Raw genomic sequence first — 20348 nt, 5'->3', positions numbered from 1 at the left:
GCAGTGAAGACCGCACCCACAACGAAAGCACGTTCAGATGAAAATCTTGCTCGCAGGCCTCGCAATTATCGCGGCCACGTTCGGCAACGCTCTTGCGCAGCCCGACAAACCCACCATCGTCCTGGTTCACGGCGCCTTCGCCGACTCTTCGAGTTGGAACGGTGTCGTTGAGATTCTTGAGAAGGATGGCTTTTCCGTCGTGGCGGCAGCCAATCCGTTGCGAGGCGTCAGAAGTGACGGAGACTATGTCGCCGCTGTGCTTGCCTCGATAGAAGCGCCAATCGTTCTCGTCGGCCACTCCTATGGCGGGTCGGTGATCAGCGATGCGGCCGGTGGTCATGCCAATGTGAAGGCGCTGGTCTATGTCGCCGCGTTTGCGCCAGAGGTGGGCGAAACGGCTGCCCAACTTGCCGGAAAGTTTGAAGGCAGCACACTTGGTCCCACACTTGCTCCCCCGGTCGCGCTGTCAGGCGGTGGAAAGGATTTATACATCCAGCAGGATAAGTTCCACAATCAGTTCGCGGCAGACGTCTCCGATGCCGAGGGGAGGCTGATGGCCGCAACGCAGCGGCCGATCACGGAAGCGGCCCTCAACGAAGCCCAGACCAAGGCTGGCTGGAAGAATATCCCAAGCTGGTTCATCTACGGCGACGCGGACAAGAACATCCCGCCGCGAGCATCTGCCTACATGGCTGAACGGGCTCACGCCCGCGAAACGGTCGCAATCAAGGGCGCTTCGCACGTAGTGATGGTGTCGAACCCTGAACCCGTAGCGCGGCTGATTGAGAATGCTGCGACGGAGATATCGCGATGAAAGCCATTGTCATGAACCGCACCGGGGGACCGGATGCGCTCGAATTCGTCGAGCGCTCCGAAACTGCTCCCGCGAGCGGCCAAGTTCTGGTCGAGGTCACCGCGGCGGGCGTGAACTTCATGGACATCGGCGTCCGAAAGGGCATGGCCTGGACGGAATTCTGGGCGTAGAGGGTGTCGGACGGGTGCTCGCCGTGGGCGATGGAGTAGAGCATTTCCGGCCCGGGCAACGGGTTGCCTGGGTATACGCGCCGGGAAGCTATGCCGAGCGTATCACTCTTTCTGCGGACGCGCTCGTGCCGCTTCCGGACGGGATCGATGATCGTACGGCCGCTTCCGTGATGATGCAGGGGCTGACCGCCAGCCACTTCGCCACCGACTTCTATCCCGTCCAGCCCGGCGACGTGGCGCTGGTCCATGCGGCGGCGGGCGGCGTCGGATTGCTGCTCACCCAGATCATAAAGCTGAGAGGGGGGCACGTGATCGGCCGCGTCTCGTCCGCAGACAAGATCGCCGTCGCAGGAGAGGCCGGAGCAGACCATGTGATCGTGGACACCGAGGGGCGATTCGCCGAGGAAGTCGTTCGCCTGTCCGGCGGTGAAGGCGTCCATGTTGTCTATGACGGTTCCGGCCCGAAGACCTTTCAGGCTTCGCTCGACTCCCTGCGCCGCTCCGGCACCTTCTGCTGGTACGGCCCGGTGCTGGGCGGTCCCGGACCGCTCGACATCATGAGCCTGCCGAAAAGCATCAAGATCGGCTACGCTAGGTTCTTCGATCATATTTACACCCCGGCACTGCTTCGCGCCCGCACCAGCCAACTCTTCGACTGGATCGTGAAGGGGAACCTGAAGATCCGGATCGGCGGCGTTTACCCGCTCGCCGAAGCAGCACGCGCCCATGCCGACATGGAAAGCCGCGCCACGACGGGCAAGCTTCTGCTCATTCCCTGAGCCATCCGGCCTGCCTCGCGATACGGTGCTCGCGAGGCCCAAGAGGCGAAGTTTCCGAGATCACTCCGCCGGTTGGCGCGCCGACAATCGCAAGGAAGGTCTCGTCGTGGCTGACCAGCAATCAGCGCGTCATAGCCCGTCAGGCCCGCCTCTATGGTCTCGACAGGGTCGATGTTGGGATGATTGGTGAGCTCGAAGACGGCGATCAACCCGTCCCCCAGGTTCTCCGCGCACGTAGGCAAGGAAGACCCTGTGGGCGTAAGCGGAAACGGGAGATACTTAGGCGCCACTGCACCAGCATTCCGGCTCGAAAACTCAAACCTGAAGTTCACAGGTTCAAATCCTGCACTAGTCAGGCAACGGCAAAACGCGGCCCATTTTGTGCCCAAGCACTCTGGACGAGTACAACAACAGTACAACTCAGAGAAACGGAACCACCTAAGTTATTGGATAGGCGTTGCTTTTCGCGATGTCCATCCAATCCATCATCGGCGCGATCGCGAATCTCATATGTCTTTCAATCATTTATTCACATTTTTTAAACGGCACTGAGATTGGGCAGACTGACATTGCCGACCACTATGATATGTGACCCCATTTCATTCTATTTTCAAAGCGTAACCATCAATGTCACTCAACACCGCTTTTCTGCTTGAGGGGATTTTTCCTGTTGCCCGATAGCACGGCTGCTGAGGTTTTCGGAGGGACGGCCGGTCCCGGCGCCCACCAGCAGGTACAGGAGGCCATCACTCAAGGCAAACGCGGTGCTAGGGAAACTGCTCTCCGCGGGCTGCTCGGATTTCCTCCTTGACCGCCACAAGAGCGGCGGTCAGCTTCTCGAAAGCCGAATTCATGGGTGAGCTACGACGCCAATGAAGGGCGATCTCATGTCGCGCTTCTGGATGATCAAGACGGCGGAGGATGAATTCCGGGTCCCGGATCGCCTCTCCCAACGCATACAGCGATGGCAACACCGCGACACCAGCGCCCATGACAGCCATTTGGCGAACGGCGTCAAGGCTCGCGCCCTGATAGTCCCGGCTAACCTGCGTTCCCGCCAGTGCGGCAAGTCGCTCGACTATCTCGGTGAGCCGGTATCCCGGGCTCAGGGACAAAAGCGGCTTCGCGGCAAGATCCGCAAGCGTAACGGGTCCGTCTGACGATGAGAGGGGATCATCGGCCGCAGCGCAGATCCACAGAGTTTCAGTGAACAACGGGCGGGTGCGAAACTCGGGGTTTTCCGTCGGGGAACCGATAACCGCATCCAACCGCCCCTCACGCAAATGGTTCAGCAAATCGCGCGTTGCACCCTCCTGAACGGCTAGCCTGAGATCGGGAAAAGACGCATGCAGTCGGCGGGTCGCCAATGGCATGTAGTAGGCTCCGACCGATGGCAGCACGCCGATGTTGAGGCGCAGGTTCAGCTTGCCATCGGCGTGTCTGGCCAAGCCCCGGAACTCTTCCAGATCCCGCAAGATCGCGCGCGCTCTGGGCAAAAGGATTTCACCCAGTGGCGTGAGCTGCACGCGCCGGGAGGTGCGCTCGAACAGGGCGATGCCAAGTTCTGCCTCCATGGTCGCGAGCTGTTTGGACAAGCTGGGCTGGCTGACGGCCAGCTCCTGAGCGGCTGCGCCAAATCCGGACTGATCGGCGACCGCCACAAAATACTGAAGCTGGCGGAACGTGGGGCGCATTATGAATGTTCCTTTGATTGATAGCTGGAAGCTATCGATTCAACAGAAAATTACCATTGGTTTCATCGATCTCCGGTCACCAACTTATCCCCGTGGGCGGCGACGCCCGTGTAGCAAACGGAGAAAACAGAATGCTCAACAAGATAGCGATGGCAGCTAGCGCAATTGCCCTGATGGCCGTGGGATCCGCGCAAGCCAAGGGGATGACCCCAGTTACCGCGGACGAAGTCGTCGCGCTTCAGAAGGCCTGGGGCGAGGGTATTGTCGATATCGGGCAGGTCTTCAGCGATGGTGGCGACTACAGAGCTGCTGCCGAGGAGCATCTCAAGAAATTCTATGCCTATGGAGAGGAAGAAGTTCTGTTCAAGCCCACACTTGCAGACGAAGACCAGTTCCGCGGCACTTTCGAGGAGGCATTGTCATATTTCGTCACGGGAGTTGTGAGCGAAGACAAGGGATTCGCGATTGCGCCCTACACCGAGGTGCGCTGGGAAAACGAAGGCACGATCGTCGACAGCGATAGTGCCATGTCGATGGGCAACTACTATTTCACGAAGACGGACGGCTCCGAGACCAAGGTCGAATACTCTTTTGGAATTGAGCGAATGGGTGACGGTCAGCTGAAGATCGTCCTGCACCACTCGTCGCTGCCTTATTCGCCAAACTGATCTGGGTGTAAGACGAGAACCTCTTCAGGTTGCGGCAGTAGGCGAGCAGGGCCGGATCGACCGGCCCCGCTTCGCTTTTAGGGTGCCCGCACCTTGCCCGGCGCGGCCTGGGCCGACCGTTAGTTCCGCCAGGATCCTCACCCAACTGCGTATCCCCTTGCGGAGTCGTTCGACATGGTACCGCTCGTTAGGGGCATGAATGGCGTCGTCAGGCAGGATAAAGCCCGTCACTATGCAATCGACGCCAAGGCGGTCGGCAAGCAGTCCCACCAAGGGAATCGTGCCGCCCGTTCCTTTGATCAGGGTTGGCTCTGGCCATTCTGCGTCAAGCGCCCGCACCGTGGCTGCAATGTAGGGGCTGGCTTCGTTCACCGACACCGCCGAGTTCCCGCCGGCTCCCTCGAACACGACGCGGCAAACGGCAGGAAGCTGAGCCTCGACGAAATGTCGAAACAACGCGCGGATGTGTTCCGGTCGCTGCCCATCAACCAAGCGGAACGACAACCGAGCCGAGGCCGATGAGGGAAGAACCGATCGTTCGCCCGGGCCTGTATTTGCGGACGAGGCTACATCCTACATCCCGCCTCGACCCGGTCAGCCAGAAGGAGGCCGCTGCTTGCGCCCTTCGATCCGCCGCCGCTCAGGATCGACAAGTTCGATCACTGGAGCCTTGGCGCCTATAATTCGGCCATCCAGGCGGGCATCATGCCAGCGATCCGCCTGCATCGCCGGATCGGCGTCGAGAGGATCCAGCGGCGCCTCAGCGAACTCACGCGGTACTGGATCGAGCGCGCACGCGACATTCCGGGCTTTCGCCTGCATACGCCGCTTAATGCCGGGTCCCTTGATGCCGAGCCAGTTGATGCCGGACCCTTGGGCGCCGTGGCGCTCTTTTCCATCGACGGCGTCGATTCGCGGCTGCTCGAGCGCGTGCTGCGTGAGCAGCACCGGGTCCATGTCAAATATCGCCGGGTCGAGGATATCGCCGGGATGCGCGTTTCCCCGCACATCTACATGCACAAGGATGAACTCGATGTGTTTGTCGATGCGCTGCAAGCGACCGTCAGCGGAGCGCGCGCATCGTGCTGACGCCGCGCATCGGCACGTACCGTCTATCCGCGCGCCGGCACCGCCGATGGCCTGATCTACGGCATGGGCTATTCAGGACATGGCGCGCAGCTCTCGACGCTGATCGGAAATGTCCTAGCGGACATTGCAATGGGCCGCACGGATACCAATCCAATCGGCGGCATGGACTGGAATGCCGTCCCGCTGCATACCGGCAAGCCGTGATTCCTGCCAATGGTGGGGCACCTATTATCGGCTGAAGGATATGCTTGCCTGATCCAGCCGACAGGCCCCAAAGCGGCCGACCCGACACGCCAATCTCGGCATGCATTGACCAGGACCTGGGAACCAGGACCTGGCCACCTGCTCGCAGCTATGCGGTCTAGCCCGCTACCTTGATGAGCGCCCGCTCGATGGCTGCAAGAAAAAGATCGACATGCTCGGCCTGGCAAACGAGCGGCGGGCGCACTTTGAGCGAATCCTCGTTGGCCCCTGTCGTGCTGACAAGGACGCCGTCGCCGCGCAGTGCGTTCACCACATCCAGCGCCATTGCCCGCCGGCTTGCGGCCGGGGCACCCTCACGCCCGATGTCGATGCCAAAGAACAGACCGGCGTTTCGGATAGCGCGCACTCCATATGGCTGCTGCGCGATTTTCTCCAACCCGGCTCGGAGGCGCTGGCTCATGGCAAGCGCTTTCTGGGGGATCTGGTCGCGCTGCAGGATCGCCAGCACGGCGTCGGCGGTCGCTATGCCAACCGTATTTCCGGCGAACGTGTTGGAGTAGCGAGCGGTTGCGCCAAATTGCTCCATCGGTGCTTTGCGACCAACGACCGCGCCAATTGGAAATCCGTTGCCCATCGGCTTGCCGAGGGTAGCGAGATCGGGAACGATCCCGTGCCGTTCAAAGCCCCACATATGAGCGCCGGTTCGCCCAAAACCCGGCTGAACTTCGTCGGCGATGACGAGACCACCTGCCTCTCGCACCGCCGCAACTCCACCGGCAATGAAGCCAGGAGGATCGACCCATACGCCGTCGCTGGAAAAAATACTGTCGATGAGCAGGGCCGCAACGCCGATGCCACGACGGTTCAGATCTACAATGGCCGCGCGTACTTGCGCCTCGAAAAAGTCCGCAGCTTGTGATTCCGGCACACCCGCCGGCCCCGGCAGGGAGACCATGCGCACGAATGGGCTGAGCTTGACGGCGTCGCCCAGGTTCGGGGAAACCGCGGCGACAGCCGCGCTGGTGCCGTGATAGGCGTAGGTCGAGACGATCACGCCTTCATTGCCGCTCGCAAATCGCGCGATACGCAGGGCCAGGTCGTTGGATTCACTCCCCGTGCAGGTAAAAACCACCCGGTCGAGCTCGCTTGGGAAAGTGTCGACCAGTCGCTCGGCATAGTCGATAAGTTTTGGCTCGAGATAGCGCGTGTTGGCGCTTATCCGGCCCGCCTGTTCAGCCATTGCGGCGTTTACTTCTGGGTGGCAATGGCCGAGCGACGGCACGTTGTTGTAGAAATCAAGATAGGCACGCCCGTCAGGGTCGTAGAGCCACATGCCTTCGCCGCGTACGAAGTGCACGGGCCGGCGGTACTGAAGCCGATAGGAGGCCCCAAGTACTTCGTCACGGCGAGCAATGAGCTCGGACTCGCGCCTCGGAAGATCGGATTCGCCGGGCCTGTAGCGATTAGGCATGAGATCTGTGGACATGTGCTGCTGCCTATCTGAAAGAGTACCTTGATCAATTCGCGGTTCGTCTTTTGGCTACCGTGCCGGTCGAGCGAACCGAGATGCATTACGGCTGAAACGACGACATTGCCGCCAGGACGGCTGCCTCGCCCGATGCGACACCAAGAGGCGCCAGGATGGAAAGTCCGTGCTCGGCACGCGCGACATTCTTTTTGATGTATTGGGCATCGGCCGGAAAAAGGTGAGACCGCCAGTAGTTGACCAGGATCAACGCGCTTTGTCGCGCCCGCATCAGTCCGACGAGCAATTTTGCTTCCAGTGCCGAAAGTGCAATGACAGAGGCATAGCCGGCAATAAGATGCTCGGCTCCACCCAAAGGAAGTGTCGAATCCCCTACGACGTGACTTGCTGCGATCGCCAGGTCCTGGATCCTCGGGCTCCAGCAGCCGTCGCCGAAATCGATAAAACCCATTCCCTGGCCAGTCACCATCATATTGAATGGGCTAGGATCATTATGCGTTACCTGCCACGCCACATCAGAGATTTGTGGCTCAACGAACTCCGCATACTCCGCCATCGCGACGCGTACGCTCTCGGCAATGCTCCCGGATGGCAGGTATTGCTCCAGTTCCATCAACCTCGACCAGCAACCAATGTGCCAAAGAACGGGACGGTGAGCCGCGGGCACACTGACCAGCTCAAGAGCCAGGTCCAGCCGGGCGAGAGCGCTGCCGGTTCGAAAAAGCAGGTCGGGAGTTGGCGTCGCCTGGTGCAGCGGAATGCCCTCGATCCGGGTCTGCAAGTACCCGCATGTCCCCTCTTGCTCGAACATCCCCTCTTGCTCGAACATCAACGCGCCGCTGGTCGTGCGGAGCACTTCGGGTGCGACGAAGCCGGTGAACCCTTGCAATCCGGCCATGGCGGCGGTTTGAAAACGAAAGCTGTCGACCGCCTCCGCTGTTGCCGACGTCTTCAGGATCAACCGGCGGCCGTCCAGCAGGTTGACGTCAACGGTGCGCTCAACCTCGGAGGACAATGTCGCGATCGATCCCGTCAATCCGTAGTGGCGCTTCAGTAGTGCCGCCGACATGTCCGGTTCGGAAGCGCCCGGCCGCATCGCCAGGCTTGCGGCGGCAGCGCGAAAATAAGCTTCGGTTGAAGCTGCCGCGTAAGGCAGATGGTCGCGTCCTGCCGTCATGGAGCCATCGAGCTGACCAGCTTCTTCATCGGGGACCAGATCACCATAAGCACCCAATTCGAAAGATCCTCGCCTGTTGGGGAACCGTTGTCCTTCATGCTTCGACAGATGGAGCGCTCCAGCGATGACGCCCTGCAGTTCCATTTCTCGCGATGTTGAGACGCCGCCGCTGGCCGCCCTCGAAAATGGGCGCAGTGCTCTGCGGGGCTCCGGCCTGCCCTCGCCCGTCAGAGTCCGAAAACGCCTCGCAGCTGCGTCACATCGCGGATTTCGGTGTATTCGTAAAAGGGATTGGCCGGCTCGTGGCCGCGATTGACCCAGACCTTGCTCTTGATCCCCAGATCATAGGCGGACATCAGGTCGTGGCGGAAGGACGAGGACACATGCGTGATGTCCTCCGGGCCGCAGCCCAGCGTGTCGAACATGTACTCGAACGCCTTGAAGTGCGGCTTGTAGGCACCCGCCTCTTCAGCGGTCAAGACGGCATGAAACGGCGCACCGAGCCTTGCTACGTTCGACGGAATCTGGGCCACCATTGAGTTCGTCAGGGTGACCAACGGAATTTCCTTGGCCAGCTTGGCCAATCCCTCGGGGACGTCGGGATGCGGCCCCCAGGTCGGGATGCGGTTGTAGATAGTTTCGGCGTCTTCGGCACGGAATGCGACGCTGTTGCGGCGGCAGGTGCGCTCCAGTGCGTTGTGAACGACATCTGCATAAGGCTTCCAGTCCTGCAGCACCTCATCGAGGCGGTAGCCCTGGAAGTTCCTGATGAATTCGTCCATGCGCGGCCCATCCAGAAGATGACCGAACAGATCCCTGGCGGCGTCCGCCATTTGGAAATTGATGAGCGTGCCGTGGCAATCAAACGTCACGTATTTCGGCCGGAAGCGATCCATGTCCTTGGTTCCTGTCAATCTGCCCTATCAGCCGAGCATAATCGCAGGCGTTTGGCAGAATGTGCCGCAATGCGAGGTCATCCGGCACAAGGCCCTCCGGTCGACCGCCAAACCAGCACGCCCTTTCGCAGTGCTGTCTCTTTCGCCCTGCCTGAGCCGCTACGGGCGCAAAGGCGACGTTATTTTCCTAATAGCTGTTCTCAAGCACCTGCCGCTTGAACGATGTGTCGGACTCTGCGGTCAGCCAATCACCCAACGCGGAGAGGCCGGTTGAAACAATGATCGACTTCGGATGGATCAGGCCGTAGTCCGTCCCGTCGCGATCAAAGCCGAGTGGTGCTTCCAATCGCCCATTCGCGACGTCGTCCGCTGCAATCGCCTGGGGGGCAAGAGCAACGCCAAGACCACCCAGGGCGGCTTCTGCCATCAGGAAATGATGGTCCAGCAATCGGGTCGTTCGAGGACGCGGCGCGTCCATGTGCGCGTCGAGCCACGCTTCCCAGGCATCCGGTCGCGTCCGTGATCCGAGCGCCACATAGTCGCCACTCTCGAACCGCTTGCGCAGGGATGGCAGCATGACCGGACCAACCCGTTCCGGCATCAGCCTGATGATGGTCCATTCCGGGTCCATCGGAAAATCGAGACGGCGGATCGCAAGCGTCACCCGGTCACGTGCGAAGTCGAGCCCTCCGCCGCCGGTCGACAGATGCACCTCGACATCCGGGTATCGATCCTGAAACCCAGACAGGCGCGGGATCAGCCAGCGCATCGCCAGCGAGCGTTCGCAGGACAGGATGATCGGAATGGGCGTCGAGCTGGATCTGATTTCTGCCAAGGCATCAGTGATTAAATGGAATGCCTTGCCGGTTGCCTCCGCCAGCTTCGCGCCATCGGAGGTCAGACGCACCCCGCGTCCGTCCGCTTCGAGCAACCGCAGACCAAGATCGGCGGCCAGTTTGGAGACGCGGCGGCTGACTGCACCATGCGTCAGAGCGAGTTCGGCAGCCGCAGCACGCACAGATCCCAGACGCGCCACTGTTTGGAAGGCGCGCAGGTCGTCGAGCGAAGGTACTTCAGAACGCTTCATTGGTGACGTCATATCACCATAAATCGTCAGATCATATGGATAATCGGTTCCGACAATTCTGCTATTATCACCGACATGAAGCGGAACACATCTCTCCTGATCGGGATAGTCGCCGACGATCTGACCAGCGCTACCGACGGCGCGGCGGCCTTTCTCGCGAGAGGCTATGCACCTGTGATCACGCGACAGGTCGACGGCGCGGAGAATGGAGCGATCACTTCGATTGATACCAACAGCCGCGCCTCCGACATCCCGCAGGCAAGAAAGGCTACGGCCGACGCCGTGTCGGCCCTCTCGAATGCCCGCCTTCTGTTCAAAACGATCGATTCGACCCTGCGCGGCCATATCCGCGTGGAAGTCGCCGCCGCCTTTCGCGCCAGCGGCCGGAGCAGGCTTGTCATCGCTCCAGCCTTTCCCGAAGCGGGGCGGCTCACCGTCGGCGGGATCCAGACGGTGAACGGCATTCCCGTGAGTCAAAGCGTCTACGGCCGTGATCCAGTCCACCCCGCAGGCACCTCGGACATCGCCGATCTGGTCGACCCGTCCCTGGGGAAACCGATCATTATCGCCCCAGACAGTTCCGGCGATGCGGCGAGGAAAGGGTCCATTCTGATCCTCGACGCCGACAGCCAGGACATACTGAACCGGCAGGTCGCCGGCATCCCCGAGCCTGAGACTGTTCTTTGGGTGGGCTCTCCTGGTCTCGCCATCGCGCTGGCATCGCTGGTCCCTGCCGTGCCGGATGAACGCCCGGTAACGGGTAAAGCCGCCGGGCGGGTGGTGATCGTCGCAGGAAGCGCCAATCCGGTGACGCGCGCCCAATGCGAGACCTTGCAGGTACAAGGCGTTCCCGTCGTCAGCAACCTGGTCGACGCTCCCGGCGACGCCCGTGTGATTTGTCTTCGGGCACCGCTGCAACGGCAGGAGAATGCCAGCGCGGTGACGACGAACCTCGCCGCACAAGCAGCCGCAGCGGTCGCCCGGCGCGACTATGACGCGGTGATTGCCACCGGCGGCGAGACGATGGCGGCGATCCTCGACCGCCTCGGCATCGGCCGTTTCTGTCTCACCCGCGAGCTGGAGCCCGGCTTTCCGGTCGGCCGCGCCGAACGGGCGGACGGGACGCCGCTCACCATCGCCATGAAGGCGGGAGGCTTCGGCTCACCCTCTGCACTCCTTGATGCCGCCCGCGACCTGCTGGCAAACCGCTTCCCTGAAAGGCTGATTCATGACCGCCCATGACGCTCCTCTCGCCGTGACCATGGGTGACCCCTCCGGCATCGGCCCCGAGATCATTGCAAAAATGTATCTCCGTCGCCCGGACAAGCGACACTGGATCGTCGTCGGTGATCCGCTGGTGATGACCCACGCCCTTTGCGCGCTCGATGCTGATGTGCGGATCCGGCCGATCGCTTCCGTCGATGAGACCGTGCTCGATGACGGAACCCTCAACGTGCTTTGCTCCTCGCAGCTTTCCGCCCTGCCACCGGTCAGGCAGGTTTCGGCCGTCAGTGGACGCGCGGCGTTCGACGCCATCGTTGTCGCGATCGGACTGGCGCGGGACGGTTGGGTGGGCGGCATCGTAACGGCGCCGATTCACAAGGAAGCACTCGCAGCAGCCGGTTTGCACTATCCCGGCCACACCGAAATCCTGGCCGATCATGGCGGGGCTCCCAAGGTCGCCATGATGCTGGCGAACGAGGACATTCGCACGGTCCTCGTCACCATCCATTGTTCGCTGTCCGAGGCGATCCGCAAAGGCGATTTCGCGGCGCAGATGGATGCCATCCGGTTGGCCGATGCCGGTGCGAAGGCGCTCGGCATCTCCCATCCGCGCGTCGCCGTCGCCGGCCTCAATCCGCATGCCGGCGAAGGCGGTCTCTTCGGAGACGAGGAAATCCGCATCATCCGGCCGGCAATCGAGGCGGCCCGTGCCGAAGGCATCGACGCCTCCGGCCCATGGCCAGGCGACACCGTGTTCATGCAGGCCCGCAAGGGCCGGTTCGACATCGTGGTCGCCCAGTATCACGACCAGGGTCTCATCCCGGTCAAATATATGGGCCTCGACCATGGCGTGAACGTCACGCTGGGCCTGCCATTCGTGCGCACCAGCCCCGATCACGGCACCGCCTTCGACATCGCGGGGTCCGGCGTTGCCGACCCCTCCAGCCTGGAGACCGCCTTCGACTACGCCCTTAGGCTGAAGGCCTCCCTCCCCTAACCAGAAAGCCGTCACCCCATGACCCAATTCGACTTCATCTTCATGCTGACACGCAACGACCGCACGGTGACCGACGCCGCCGTCCACGCCGAAACGGCGCTCGGAGCCGGAATCCGCCACATCGGCTTCAAGGACATCGGCCTGCCGCTCGACGCGCTTGCCGCCCTCGCCCGCCAGATCCGCGAGGGCGGAGCCAACACTTATCTCGAAGTTGTATCGCTCGACCGCGACAGCGAGATCCGCTCGGTCAAGGCGGCGATCGACCTCGGCGTCGACTTTCTTCTCGGTGGCACCCATGCCGAAGACGTGCTGCCGCTGCTGGAAGGGACGCCCATCCGCTACTATCCGTTTCCGGGTCGCATCGTCGGGCACCCGAGCATTTTGGAAGGATCGCAGGCCGAGATCGTCAAAAGCGCGGTTGCGCTCGCCAGCCATCCCGGTGTCGCCGGTCTCGACCTTCTCGCCTACCGTTCGGCAGGCAATGTGCCGTCTCTGATCGACGCTGTGTGCCGGGCCGTGCCCAAGCCCGTTATCGTCGCGGGATCGGTGGACCGGCCGGATCAGATCAACACCATTCGCAACAGTGGCGCAGCGGGATTTACCGTCGGCACCTCCGCGCTGGACGGCCGGTTCCCGGCGGAGGGTCCCGCACTGGAATTCCAGTTGCGGGCGATCTCGGCGTGCCTCGAAGGACATCAAGAGAGGGTGGGAGGTTAGTCCTGGTCAAAATAATCTAATCACAAATTGAACTCAGCACGGCGGCGCTTCGAACGATCGAGGAAGCTCCAGGCCAGAGTTCTCTGCCACTACATTCGATCGCAAGACAAACGCCCTGTCGACGGCACCTGCCCGCGCGCCGTCGCAACTTCGAGGTCTTTGATGCCACGCCCGATCGTCGAACGGGCCAGACCGGTGATCTCAGACACCACCGCAAGCCCACAACCCGCAGCACGAGCCTCACTCGCAGCGAATACCCGGCGGCCACGCTCGTCCGCTTCGAGCGGTCCGCCTCCACCGCTGCTCGATTCCGCGTCGGTCGATCATGCCCGATCGGTGACCCACAAAGCGACCGAATAGAATCGCAACCTGATGAGTCAAACCGACGCAGACGTCACCAAATCCGATTCAGTCATCAATCGACATGTTCTAACTGATTAGCGATCCGCTCAACCTACAGGCGTAGACGGCAGCTGCGCCCTCTGCGCCAGGCGAAATGTCGCCTAGAGATAGCCGAGGATGGATTTGACCTCGAGATACTCCAACATGCCTTCGATGCCATATTCGCGTCCGTTTCCGGACTGCTTGAAGCCGCCAAACGGGGCGTGCGGGTCCCAGGCCGGGTAGTTGAGATGAACCTGACCGGCGCGGATCCTCGTTGCAACGTCCCTGACGGCGCCCATATCCTCGCCCTGTACATGGGCCCCCAGGCCGTAGACCGTATCGTTGGCGATAGTGATGGCCTCTTCGACTGTGTCGTAGGGGATGATGCACAGAACTGGCCCAAAAACCTCTTCCTGGGCAATGCGCATGCCTGTGCGCACGTCGGAAAAGATGGTCGGCTTTACATAGAACCCGGCGCTCAGATCGTTGGCGCGACCCGACCCGCCGGTGAGGAGCCTGGCGCCTTCCGAAATGCCGACGCCGATCATGGTTTGGATGCGGTCGAACTGGGAACGGTTGGCGATTGCACCGTGAGTGGTGGCTTCTGAAAGCGGATCGCCGACGATGATCTGGGCTGCGGCCCTCCTGGCGATTGCCTCGATCTCGGACAGCCGCTCGCGCGGCACGATCATCCGCGTCGGCGCGCTGCATGACTGGCCGAGATTGCGGAAGGCGGCGGCTACGCCCAGCGAAACGGCACGATCGAGATCGGCGTCGGGCAGAATCACATTCGGCGACTTGCCGCCGAGCTCCTGTCCGACGCGCTTGACCGTCGGCGCGGCGGCCTGGGCCACCGCGATGCCGGCACGGGTGGAGCCGGTGATGGAGATCATGTCGACATCCCTGTGGGAGGCGAGACCCATGCCCACGCCTGGGCCGTCACCATTGACGAGGTTGAAGACACCGGCAGGGAAGCCGGCTTCCTCAATCGCCTCGGCGAACAGGAGGGCGTCCAAAGGAGAGAGTTCGCTTGGCTTCAGCACGACCGTGCAGCCTGCGGCGAGCGCCGGCGCAACCTTGGCGGTGATCTGGTAGAGCGGCCAGTTCCAGGGCGTGATCAGGGCGCAGACACCGATCGGTTCGTGGGTGACGGCGGTGTGGCCGCGCTGCACGACGAAGGGGAAGGTTTTCAGGACATCGCGAGCGACTTGCACATGGGCGATCGCGAGCGGCACCTGCGCGGTGCGCGCATATCCGATCGCCGCGCCCATTTCGAGGCTCAAGCATTGCGCAAGCAGTTCATTGCGCGCTTCGAGCAGCGCCTGCAGGCGATCAAGCAGACCCGCGCGGTATTCCGGCCTGGTACGGCTCCAGGTGGCGAACGCCCGGCGGGCCGCTGCAACGGCCGCGTCCACATCCCAGCTGTTTCCGAGCGGAAACCGAGCCACGATCTCTTCGGTGGCGGGATTCACCACGACGCCCTCGGCGGTGCCCTTCGGCTCGACCCATTGACCGTCGATGAAGAACTTGTCGAGGCGGCCGTTGCGGGACAGGTGTTCGAGGGGCGAAATCATGTGACAAGGTCCTTCATGCGGTAATAGGCGCCGAGGATCGGCAGGAACCAGGGACGCCCAAAGTATCCAGGGATCGCCGGCCAGTCGAAATCCTTCCAGGGGTTCAGGTCGGGACGCCCGTCCATGACATCGGCCATGATGCTGCCCATCAGCGTCGACATATGGGTGCCGTGGCCGCTATAGCCCATGGAGTAGTAGATTCCGTTGCGCTCCCCGGCGCGCGGCAGGCGGTCGCGGGTCATGTCGACCATGCCGCCCCAGCAGTAATCGATGCGGATGTCGGCCAGTTCCGGATACACCTCGACCATCGCCGCTTTCAGGATCCGGCCGCTCTTCTCGTCGGACTGCGGGTTGGACACTGCAAACCGGGCCCGCCCGCCGAACAGCATGCGATTGTCCGGCGTCAGCCGCCAGTAGACGACCAGATTGCGCGTGTCGACGACATTGCGTCGGGTCGGCATGAGGCGCTCGAGTTGCGAAGGCGACAGCGGTTCCGTCACGACCAGGAAGGCGCCGACCGGCACGATGCGGCGGCGGATCCATCCGAGCGGACCGACCTGGGAAATGCCGCTCGCCAGCAGGACCTGACGCGCGACGATCTTGCCGCGCGGCGTCTCGACCTCATGCCCGTCGGCGACCTTGCGCAAAACCATGACGGGGGCGTTTTCATAGACCTCTGCGCCCCGCCGCGCCGCAGCGGTCGCCAGACCCCGGACGAAACGGCCGACATGCATGCTGGCGCTCTTGGGAAACAGCAGCCCGCCATGGTAGCGGTCGGTGCCGACTTCGCTTCGCAGGTCGGCGCGCGCGATCATCCTCGTTCCGGGATCGACATCGGCGGCGAGCAGTTCCTGGCTGCGCGCCAGCATGTCGTAGTGCTCAGGCTTGGCGGCAAGCTTGAGCTTGCCGACGCGGGAGAAGCTGCAGTCGATCTTTTCTTCCTGCACCAGCCGCTCGACCATATCGACGCCGGAGTCGAAAGCCTTGTAGAGCGCGATTGCGGCCGGCTTGCCGTGCTTGCCGGCCATGATCGCGTAGTTCTGGGCAAAACCGTTGTTGCACATCCCGCCGTTGCGACCGGAAGCGGCGTTGCCGATCGTTTCGGCCTCCAACAGTGCAACCCGGGCGCCCTTTTTGGCGAGGGCCAACGCGGCGGAGGATCCGGTCAGGCCGCCGCCCACAACCGCCACATCGTAGTCGCCTTCGAGTGGTTTGGACGCGCCCTCATTGAACGGCTGAGAGGTATCCAGCCAATAAGATGTAAACTTCATGATTGCACTACCAGTGCGTCAGTTTGCATGGGCGCCATGCAAAGCTTTGCGATTGCGGCCCCTACCATCCGCGGATCCGCTCCCAACGCGCTTCGATCCGGGGACTGTCCTCGTTGACGACGCTGTAGAAATGATGCTGGGCGGCCATCGCGCAGGCATGGTTGGGCAGAATCCGAACCCGAGCCCCGAGCGGCAAATCGGGCATGGACTTTCCAGAACCGGCACGAATGGCGAGGATACCGTGTTCCTGGCTGGCCTGCGCCACGATCACATCTTCAAGCACCCGCCCCTTTTCATCGCAGACGACACCGTAACCCTGGTCGATCTTCTGGTTTGCGGTTCCGCGGTCGCGCGAAAGCGCCATCCAGCCCGCGTCGACCAGCACCCATCCCTTTTCCGGCTTGGCGCCGATCACCGTGGCCAACACGGAAATCGCGATGTCGTCGATGGCACAGACCCCTACTCCGTGCTGGACGAGGTCGAAGAACATGTAGACCCCGGCGCGCAGTTCAGTGACGCCTTCGAGGTTCTCCGCAAAGTGCGCCGTCGGCGTCGAGCCGAGGCTGACGATCGGGCAGGCATGGCCGTGGGCGCGCAAAGTTTCGGCGGCGCGCACGGTGGCCGAACGCTCGTCCTCGGCTGCCTTGACCAGTGCATCGGGCGTGCTCAAGCCATAGGACTCGCCGGCATGGGCGAGGACGCCGACCAGGTTGGCGCCGGCTGCGACGATCCTGTCGGCCACATCGAGCAGCTTGGGATCGTCCGGCTTCAATCCGCCGCGATGGTCGTCGCAGTCCAGTTCGATGAAGACGGACGGCGTCACACCGGTGGCTTCGCGTACACCGGCCAGGGCGTCGGCCTGCTCCACGCAATCGAGCAGCAGCTTCACATCGGCGCCGGTGCGGCGACAAAGCTCCATGGCGCGGACGGCCGACGCCGGCGACATGCCGACTGCATAGGTGATGTCGCGAAAGCCGTGGCCGGCGAAATACTCCGCCTCGGCGATGGTCGAGACCGTGATCGGGCCGGGTTCGCCGGGGAACACATGTCGGGCCACGTCGATGCTTTTGGCCGTCTTCATATGCGGGCGCAGCACTACGCCAAGCTCTCTGGCATGCTCGGCCAGACGCTGGATGTTGCGCTCGATCCGCCCCCGGTCCAGAAGCAGCGACGGGGTGATGAGGGCATCGATCGTTTGGACCGCCTCACGGATATCTACATTCGTATCCATCGCTACCCTACCTCATTCCTTAACCGAACGACTGATTTGCCAAGGCATACATGCTGGCCGTCCCGTCGCAGACCGGCCGTCGCCCCTTGACCATCGCGATCACAGCCCCGACACGCGCGAGGCCCAGGCTCTCCAGCCAGTCGCCCAATCCGTGTTCGGCATAGACGTCGATGCGCACGAACTGGCCGTGAAGCGTCGCAAGCTGGGCCAGGATCAGGAGTCGCGCGTCTTGGGCGCTTTCAGCAGCAACAGGGCCGACGACATAGCCGCGGCCGAACCGCCTGGCGATGGCGTAGCCTGCAATCCGCCCCGCGCGTTGGATGACCAGAACATTGCCCGCATCAGCGAGGCCAGCCACCATCGACGGCCGGGGCATGCCTGTCGCCCGTTCGTCGAAGGCCTGGACTGCCGCGAGGTCAGAGGCCGTCGCCTGGCGGATGTCGTCGCGCGCACTCTGCGTCACGGCAACGGTCAGCGGGCCCTGGTGCTGAATCACCGTGCCCCAGGCTGTGAAGCCGCGTCGCTTGTAGAGCCCGAGCCCCTCTTCCGTAGAATTGAGCAGCACGTTGCGCCCGTCCGCTGCCTGAAGCAACCCGTCAAAGAGCCGGGAGCCGTTGCCGCCGCCTTGCGCCGAGCCAGTGACTATGATCATCCCGGCAGTGGCATAGGCCTGTCCGTAATTCCAGGACATGGCAGTGCCGATCACCTGTCCCGCCCGCTCGAGGACCAGCCCAGTGCCGACAGTCACGGCAAATTCCCAGTCCTCCTGGCGATAAGGCCAGCCCATCTCCTGCGACAGCTTCAGCGCGCCCGGCACATGGCGGGTCTCGATTTTCATCAGCTCGGTCGGGACGCTGACGGTATCTCTGTCATGCTCAACGGTCATGAGTGCAACGCTGTCGCTTGATCCAAAGTCAGATTGAAGTCGTACCTTAGCGTCGCATCCGGCGGACAGATTTGGCTGCTGTTTTGCCCTTTCAATTCAGCGGGATCATTGGTTTTGAGCCGTCCGTCGGCATGCCATATGGCGCAAATCGGGCGAGGAACGCGGCAAGACCACTCGGGCGTCGTCAGGCGAGGTGCAATGCATACCTCGGCGGCATCCTTCGGTCCCAGTCTGCCACGCGCCTGACCAACGTCAATGCAATTTGAGACGCGGACGGACAACCCGGTTGACATGGCCGACCAGGATAAGAGCCAAGCCCTTGATCCAGCCATGTATGGCCACCAGGTGCATGCGGTACAAAGAGACGTAGATCATCCTGGCCAGCCGCCCCTCGATCGCCATCCGCCCTCCGACGAGGTTTCCCATCAAGCTGCCGACGGTGGAAAACCGGCTCAACGACACGAGCGAGCCCTTGTCCCGATAGACAAATGCCTCCGGCGTTTCCCCGGCAATCAAGTGAAGAATGTTGCGATAAGCGGTCGATGCCATCTGGTGGGCAGCCTGAGCTCGTGGTGGCACCGGGCCGCCCGCCCCATCTGGCTTGAAGAAGCAGCAATCGCCGATAGCGAAGATGCGCTCGTCCCGGCTCGTTTGGAGGGTGGGAAGGACGACAAGTTGCCTGCTGCGCGCCACCTCAAGTCCGTCGAGCTCTCCCAGAATATTTGCCCCCTGCACTCCTGCAGCCCAGACGCAAATATTGGTGTGTATCTGCTCCCCGGTAGCACACCTCAGTCCCTGTTCCGTTGCTTCGGATACAGCCGTGTTTGCGAGCACCCGGACGCCGAGGGCCTCAAGTTCCTGATGCGCGGCCTTTGCTAAAGCTTCTGGGAGAGCCGGAAGAATCCGCGGCCCGGCCTCTATCAAAGTGACCCTCAGCCGGGTCTCGTCGAAGACCTCCAGGCCATAATGTCTGAGAGACGATGCAGCATTGTAGAGTTCAGCAGCGAGTTCGACGCCTGTCGCGCCGCCACCTACGATAGCTATATCAACAAAGGCGTCGTCGGTTGAATCAGCTGACATTGTCCTGGAAACTCGAAGACAATGATTCAACAACTTCAATCGAAAGCGATCCGCTTGGTGACGGTCTTCGAGGAAAAGGCAATGATCCTTGACTCCGGGAGTGCCGAAGTCGTTTGAAACCGACCCGATTGCGATAACCAGGTAGTCGTATCGGAGCCGATGTCGACCAACCAGCTCCGACCCGTCATCGTCGAATATCGGCGCCACTGTGACCTGCCGCGCGGTGCGATCGATGGCCTCCAGCGACCCGTAGAAGAAGCGGTAGCCCCAACGGTGCCCGTGGCCGCGGTAGCCCACTTCGTCAAGATTTGCGTCGAGTGATCCGGCCGCAACCTCATGGAGCAGCGGCTTCCAGACATGGGTGTGGTTCCGCTCGACAAGAATGATATCGAAATCCTTGCGGCCGAGCCGTGCTCCGAGCCGGCGCACGAGTCCAAGACCTCCAGCCCCACCGCCAACGACGACAATTTGAGTCTTCATTCGTGCTTGCCCGGTCCGTAGCGGAATGCTTCTCGACATGACCAACCGCCTGTCAGCGGCTGGTGCGCCGGATGGCAGTCAAGTCCTGGATTCGATAGCCCTGAATGATAAAGAAGCGTCATCATCGCCCTCACGAACTCAAAAATCGCGCTATTCCCGGACGTTCACGCCGCGAATGGCGAGCCCTGTAGTCAGCCCCAAGGCCGCCCTCACCAGTCCATCACCACCTTGCCGGAATTGCCGCTCTTCATCGCCTCGAAGCCGAAAATATAGTCGTCCACGCCGATGCGGTGGGTGATCAGCCCGCCGACATCGAGCGGACCCTGCACCAGCGCGATCATCTTGTACCAGGTCTCGAACATCTCGCGGCCATAGATGCCCTTGAGATGCAGCATCTTGAAGATGACCTTGTTCCAGTCGATCTCGAAGCCGGTCGGCGC

General features: G+C 62.1%; 16 protein-coding genes and 4 pseudogenes. 8 read left to right on the top strand and 12 right to left on the bottom strand.

The window, feature by feature from the left end; all coding sequences use genetic code 11:
• Window positions 1–37: 37 nt before the first annotated feature.
• Both AC0L2B_RS17280 and AC0L2B_RS17275 read left to right on the top strand, forming a co-directional pair.
• Entirely contained in the window at window positions 38–814 is a 777-nt protein-coding gene (locus tag AC0L2B_RS17280; RefSeq protein ID WP_473746214.1) for an alpha/beta fold hydrolase, read from the top strand.
• Window positions 811–1763 (top strand): annotated as a pseudogene (locus tag AC0L2B_RS17275) (quinone oxidoreductase family protein). The gene AC0L2B_RS17280 and the pseudogene AC0L2B_RS17275 overlap by 4 nt, the downstream one beginning before the upstream one ends.
• Before the next feature lie 767 nt (window positions 1764–2530).
• On the opposite strand, the gene AC0L2B_RS17270 reads toward AC0L2B_RS17275, so the two are convergent.
• Window positions 2531–3457, bottom strand: a complete 927-nt coding sequence (locus AC0L2B_RS17270; protein WP_473746212.1) for a LysR family transcriptional regulator — start codon at window positions 3455–3457, stop codon at window positions 2531–2533.
• Between the two features lie 131 nt (window positions 3458–3588).
• Here AC0L2B_RS17270 and AC0L2B_RS17265 point away from each other — a divergent pair, with 131 nt between their 5' ends.
• The 3 genes and pseudogenes from AC0L2B_RS17265 to AC0L2B_RS17255 form a co-directional block, all read left to right on the top strand.
• On the top strand, window positions 3589–4125 hold the full coding sequence (locus tag AC0L2B_RS17265; RefSeq protein WP_473746211.1) for a phosphoribosyl-AMP cyclohydrolase: 537 nt from the start codon (window positions 3589–3591) through the stop codon (window positions 4123–4125).
• Between the two features lie 705 nt (window positions 4126–4830).
• Complete coding sequence (locus tag AC0L2B_RS17260; protein ID WP_473746210.1) at window positions 4831–5214, top strand: hypothetical protein; 384 nt, start codon at window positions 4831–4833, stop codon at window positions 5212–5214.
• A gap of 24 nt (window positions 5215–5238) precedes the next feature.
• A pseudogene (locus tag AC0L2B_RS17255) lies at window positions 5239–5418 on the top strand (FAD-dependent oxidoreductase); the annotation flags it as partial.
• A gap of 157 nt (window positions 5419–5575) precedes the next feature.
• Here the strand turns inward: AC0L2B_RS17255 and AC0L2B_RS17250 are convergent.
• The 4 genes from AC0L2B_RS17250 to AC0L2B_RS17235 all read right to left on the bottom strand — a co-directional run bounded on the left by AC0L2B_RS17250 (window position 5576) and on the right by AC0L2B_RS17235 (window position 10232).
• Window positions 5576–6904 carry an aspartate aminotransferase family protein gene (locus tag AC0L2B_RS17250; protein ID WP_473746209.1) on the bottom strand — a complete coding sequence of 443 codons (1329 nt, stop codon included), beginning with the start codon at window positions 6902–6904 and terminating at the stop codon, window positions 5576–5578.
• A gap of 85 nt (window positions 6905–6989) precedes the next feature.
• Window positions 6990–8225, bottom strand: coding sequence for a phosphotransferase enzyme family protein (locus tag AC0L2B_RS17245; RefSeq protein ID WP_473746208.1), 1236 nt, complete (start codon window positions 8223–8225; stop codon window positions 6990–6992).
• A gap of 83 nt (window positions 8226–8308) precedes the next feature.
• Window positions 8309–8977: a haloacid dehalogenase type II gene (locus AC0L2B_RS17240; protein WP_473746207.1), complete on the bottom strand. Its 669-nt coding sequence runs from the start codon at window positions 8975–8977 to the stop codon at window positions 8309–8311.
• 187 nt (window positions 8978–9164) lie between these two features.
• Window positions 9165–10232, bottom strand: a complete 1068-nt coding sequence (locus tag AC0L2B_RS17235; protein WP_473746345.1) for a LysR family transcriptional regulator — start codon at window positions 10230–10232, stop codon at window positions 9165–9167.
• Here AC0L2B_RS17235 and AC0L2B_RS17230 point away from each other — a divergent pair.
• The 3 genes from AC0L2B_RS17230 to AC0L2B_RS17220 are packed head-to-tail and all read left to right on the top strand — an operon-like array spanning window position 10140 to window position 13002.
• Window positions 10140–11306, top strand: a complete 1167-nt coding sequence (locus AC0L2B_RS17230; protein ID WP_473746206.1) for a four-carbon acid sugar kinase family protein — start codon at window positions 10140–10142, stop codon at window positions 11304–11306. The two genes, AC0L2B_RS17235 and AC0L2B_RS17230, sit on opposite strands and share 93 nt — an antisense overlap.
• Entirely contained in the window at window positions 11293–12285 is a 993-nt protein-coding gene (gene pdxA, locus AC0L2B_RS17225; protein ID WP_473746205.1) for a 4-hydroxythreonine-4-phosphate dehydrogenase PdxA, read from the top strand. Before AC0L2B_RS17230 ends, pdxA begins: the two co-directional genes overlap by 14 nt.
• A gap of 18 nt (window positions 12286–12303) precedes the next feature.
• Window positions 12304–13002: a 4-hydroxythreonine-4-phosphate dehydrogenase gene (locus tag AC0L2B_RS17220; RefSeq protein WP_473746204.1), complete on the top strand. Its 699-nt coding sequence runs from the start codon at window positions 12304–12306 to the stop codon at window positions 13000–13002.
• 134 nt (window positions 13003–13136) lie between these two features.
• Here AC0L2B_RS17220 and AC0L2B_RS17215 read toward each other — a convergent pair.
• The 7 genes and pseudogenes from AC0L2B_RS17215 to tdh form a co-directional block, all read right to left on the bottom strand.
• Window positions 13137–13329 (bottom strand): annotated as a pseudogene (locus tag AC0L2B_RS17215) (ISAzo13 family transposase); the annotation flags it as partial.
• Between the two features lie 176 nt (window positions 13330–13505).
• Entirely contained in the window at window positions 13506–14960 is a 1455-nt protein-coding gene (locus AC0L2B_RS17210; RefSeq protein WP_473746203.1) for an aldehyde dehydrogenase family protein, read from the bottom strand.
• A complete protein-coding gene (locus AC0L2B_RS17205) occupies window positions 14957–16231 on the bottom strand; it encodes an NAD(P)/FAD-dependent oxidoreductase (RefSeq protein ID WP_473746202.1) in 1275 nt (424 codons plus the stop codon). Before AC0L2B_RS17205 ends, AC0L2B_RS17210 begins: the two co-directional genes overlap by 4 nt.
• Before the next feature lie 61 nt (window positions 16232–16292).
• Window positions 16293–17462 carry an alanine racemase gene (locus AC0L2B_RS17200; RefSeq protein WP_473746201.1) on the bottom strand — a complete coding sequence of 390 codons (1170 nt, stop codon included), beginning with the start codon at window positions 17460–17462 and terminating at the stop codon, window positions 16293–16295.
• A gap of 19 nt (window positions 17463–17481) precedes the next feature.
• Window positions 17482–18348 carry a GNAT family N-acetyltransferase gene (locus AC0L2B_RS17195; protein ID WP_473746200.1) on the bottom strand — a complete coding sequence of 289 codons (867 nt, stop codon included), beginning with the start codon at window positions 18346–18348 and terminating at the stop codon, window positions 17482–17484.
• Between the two features lie 252 nt (window positions 18349–18600).
• Window positions 18601–19908, bottom strand: coding sequence for an NAD(P)/FAD-dependent oxidoreductase (locus AC0L2B_RS17190; protein ID WP_473746199.1), 1308 nt, complete (start codon window positions 19906–19908; stop codon window positions 18601–18603).
• A gap of 209 nt (window positions 19909–20117) precedes the next feature.
• Window positions 20118–20348 (bottom strand): annotated as a pseudogene (gene tdh / locus AC0L2B_RS17185) (L-threonine 3-dehydrogenase); the annotation flags it as partial.

It is taken from the genome of Mesorhizobium sp. WSM4815 (assembly GCF_055811575.1).
The sequence above is the reverse complement of the archived record's forward strand: the minus strand, read 5'-3'. Positions and strand labels throughout refer to the sequence as shown.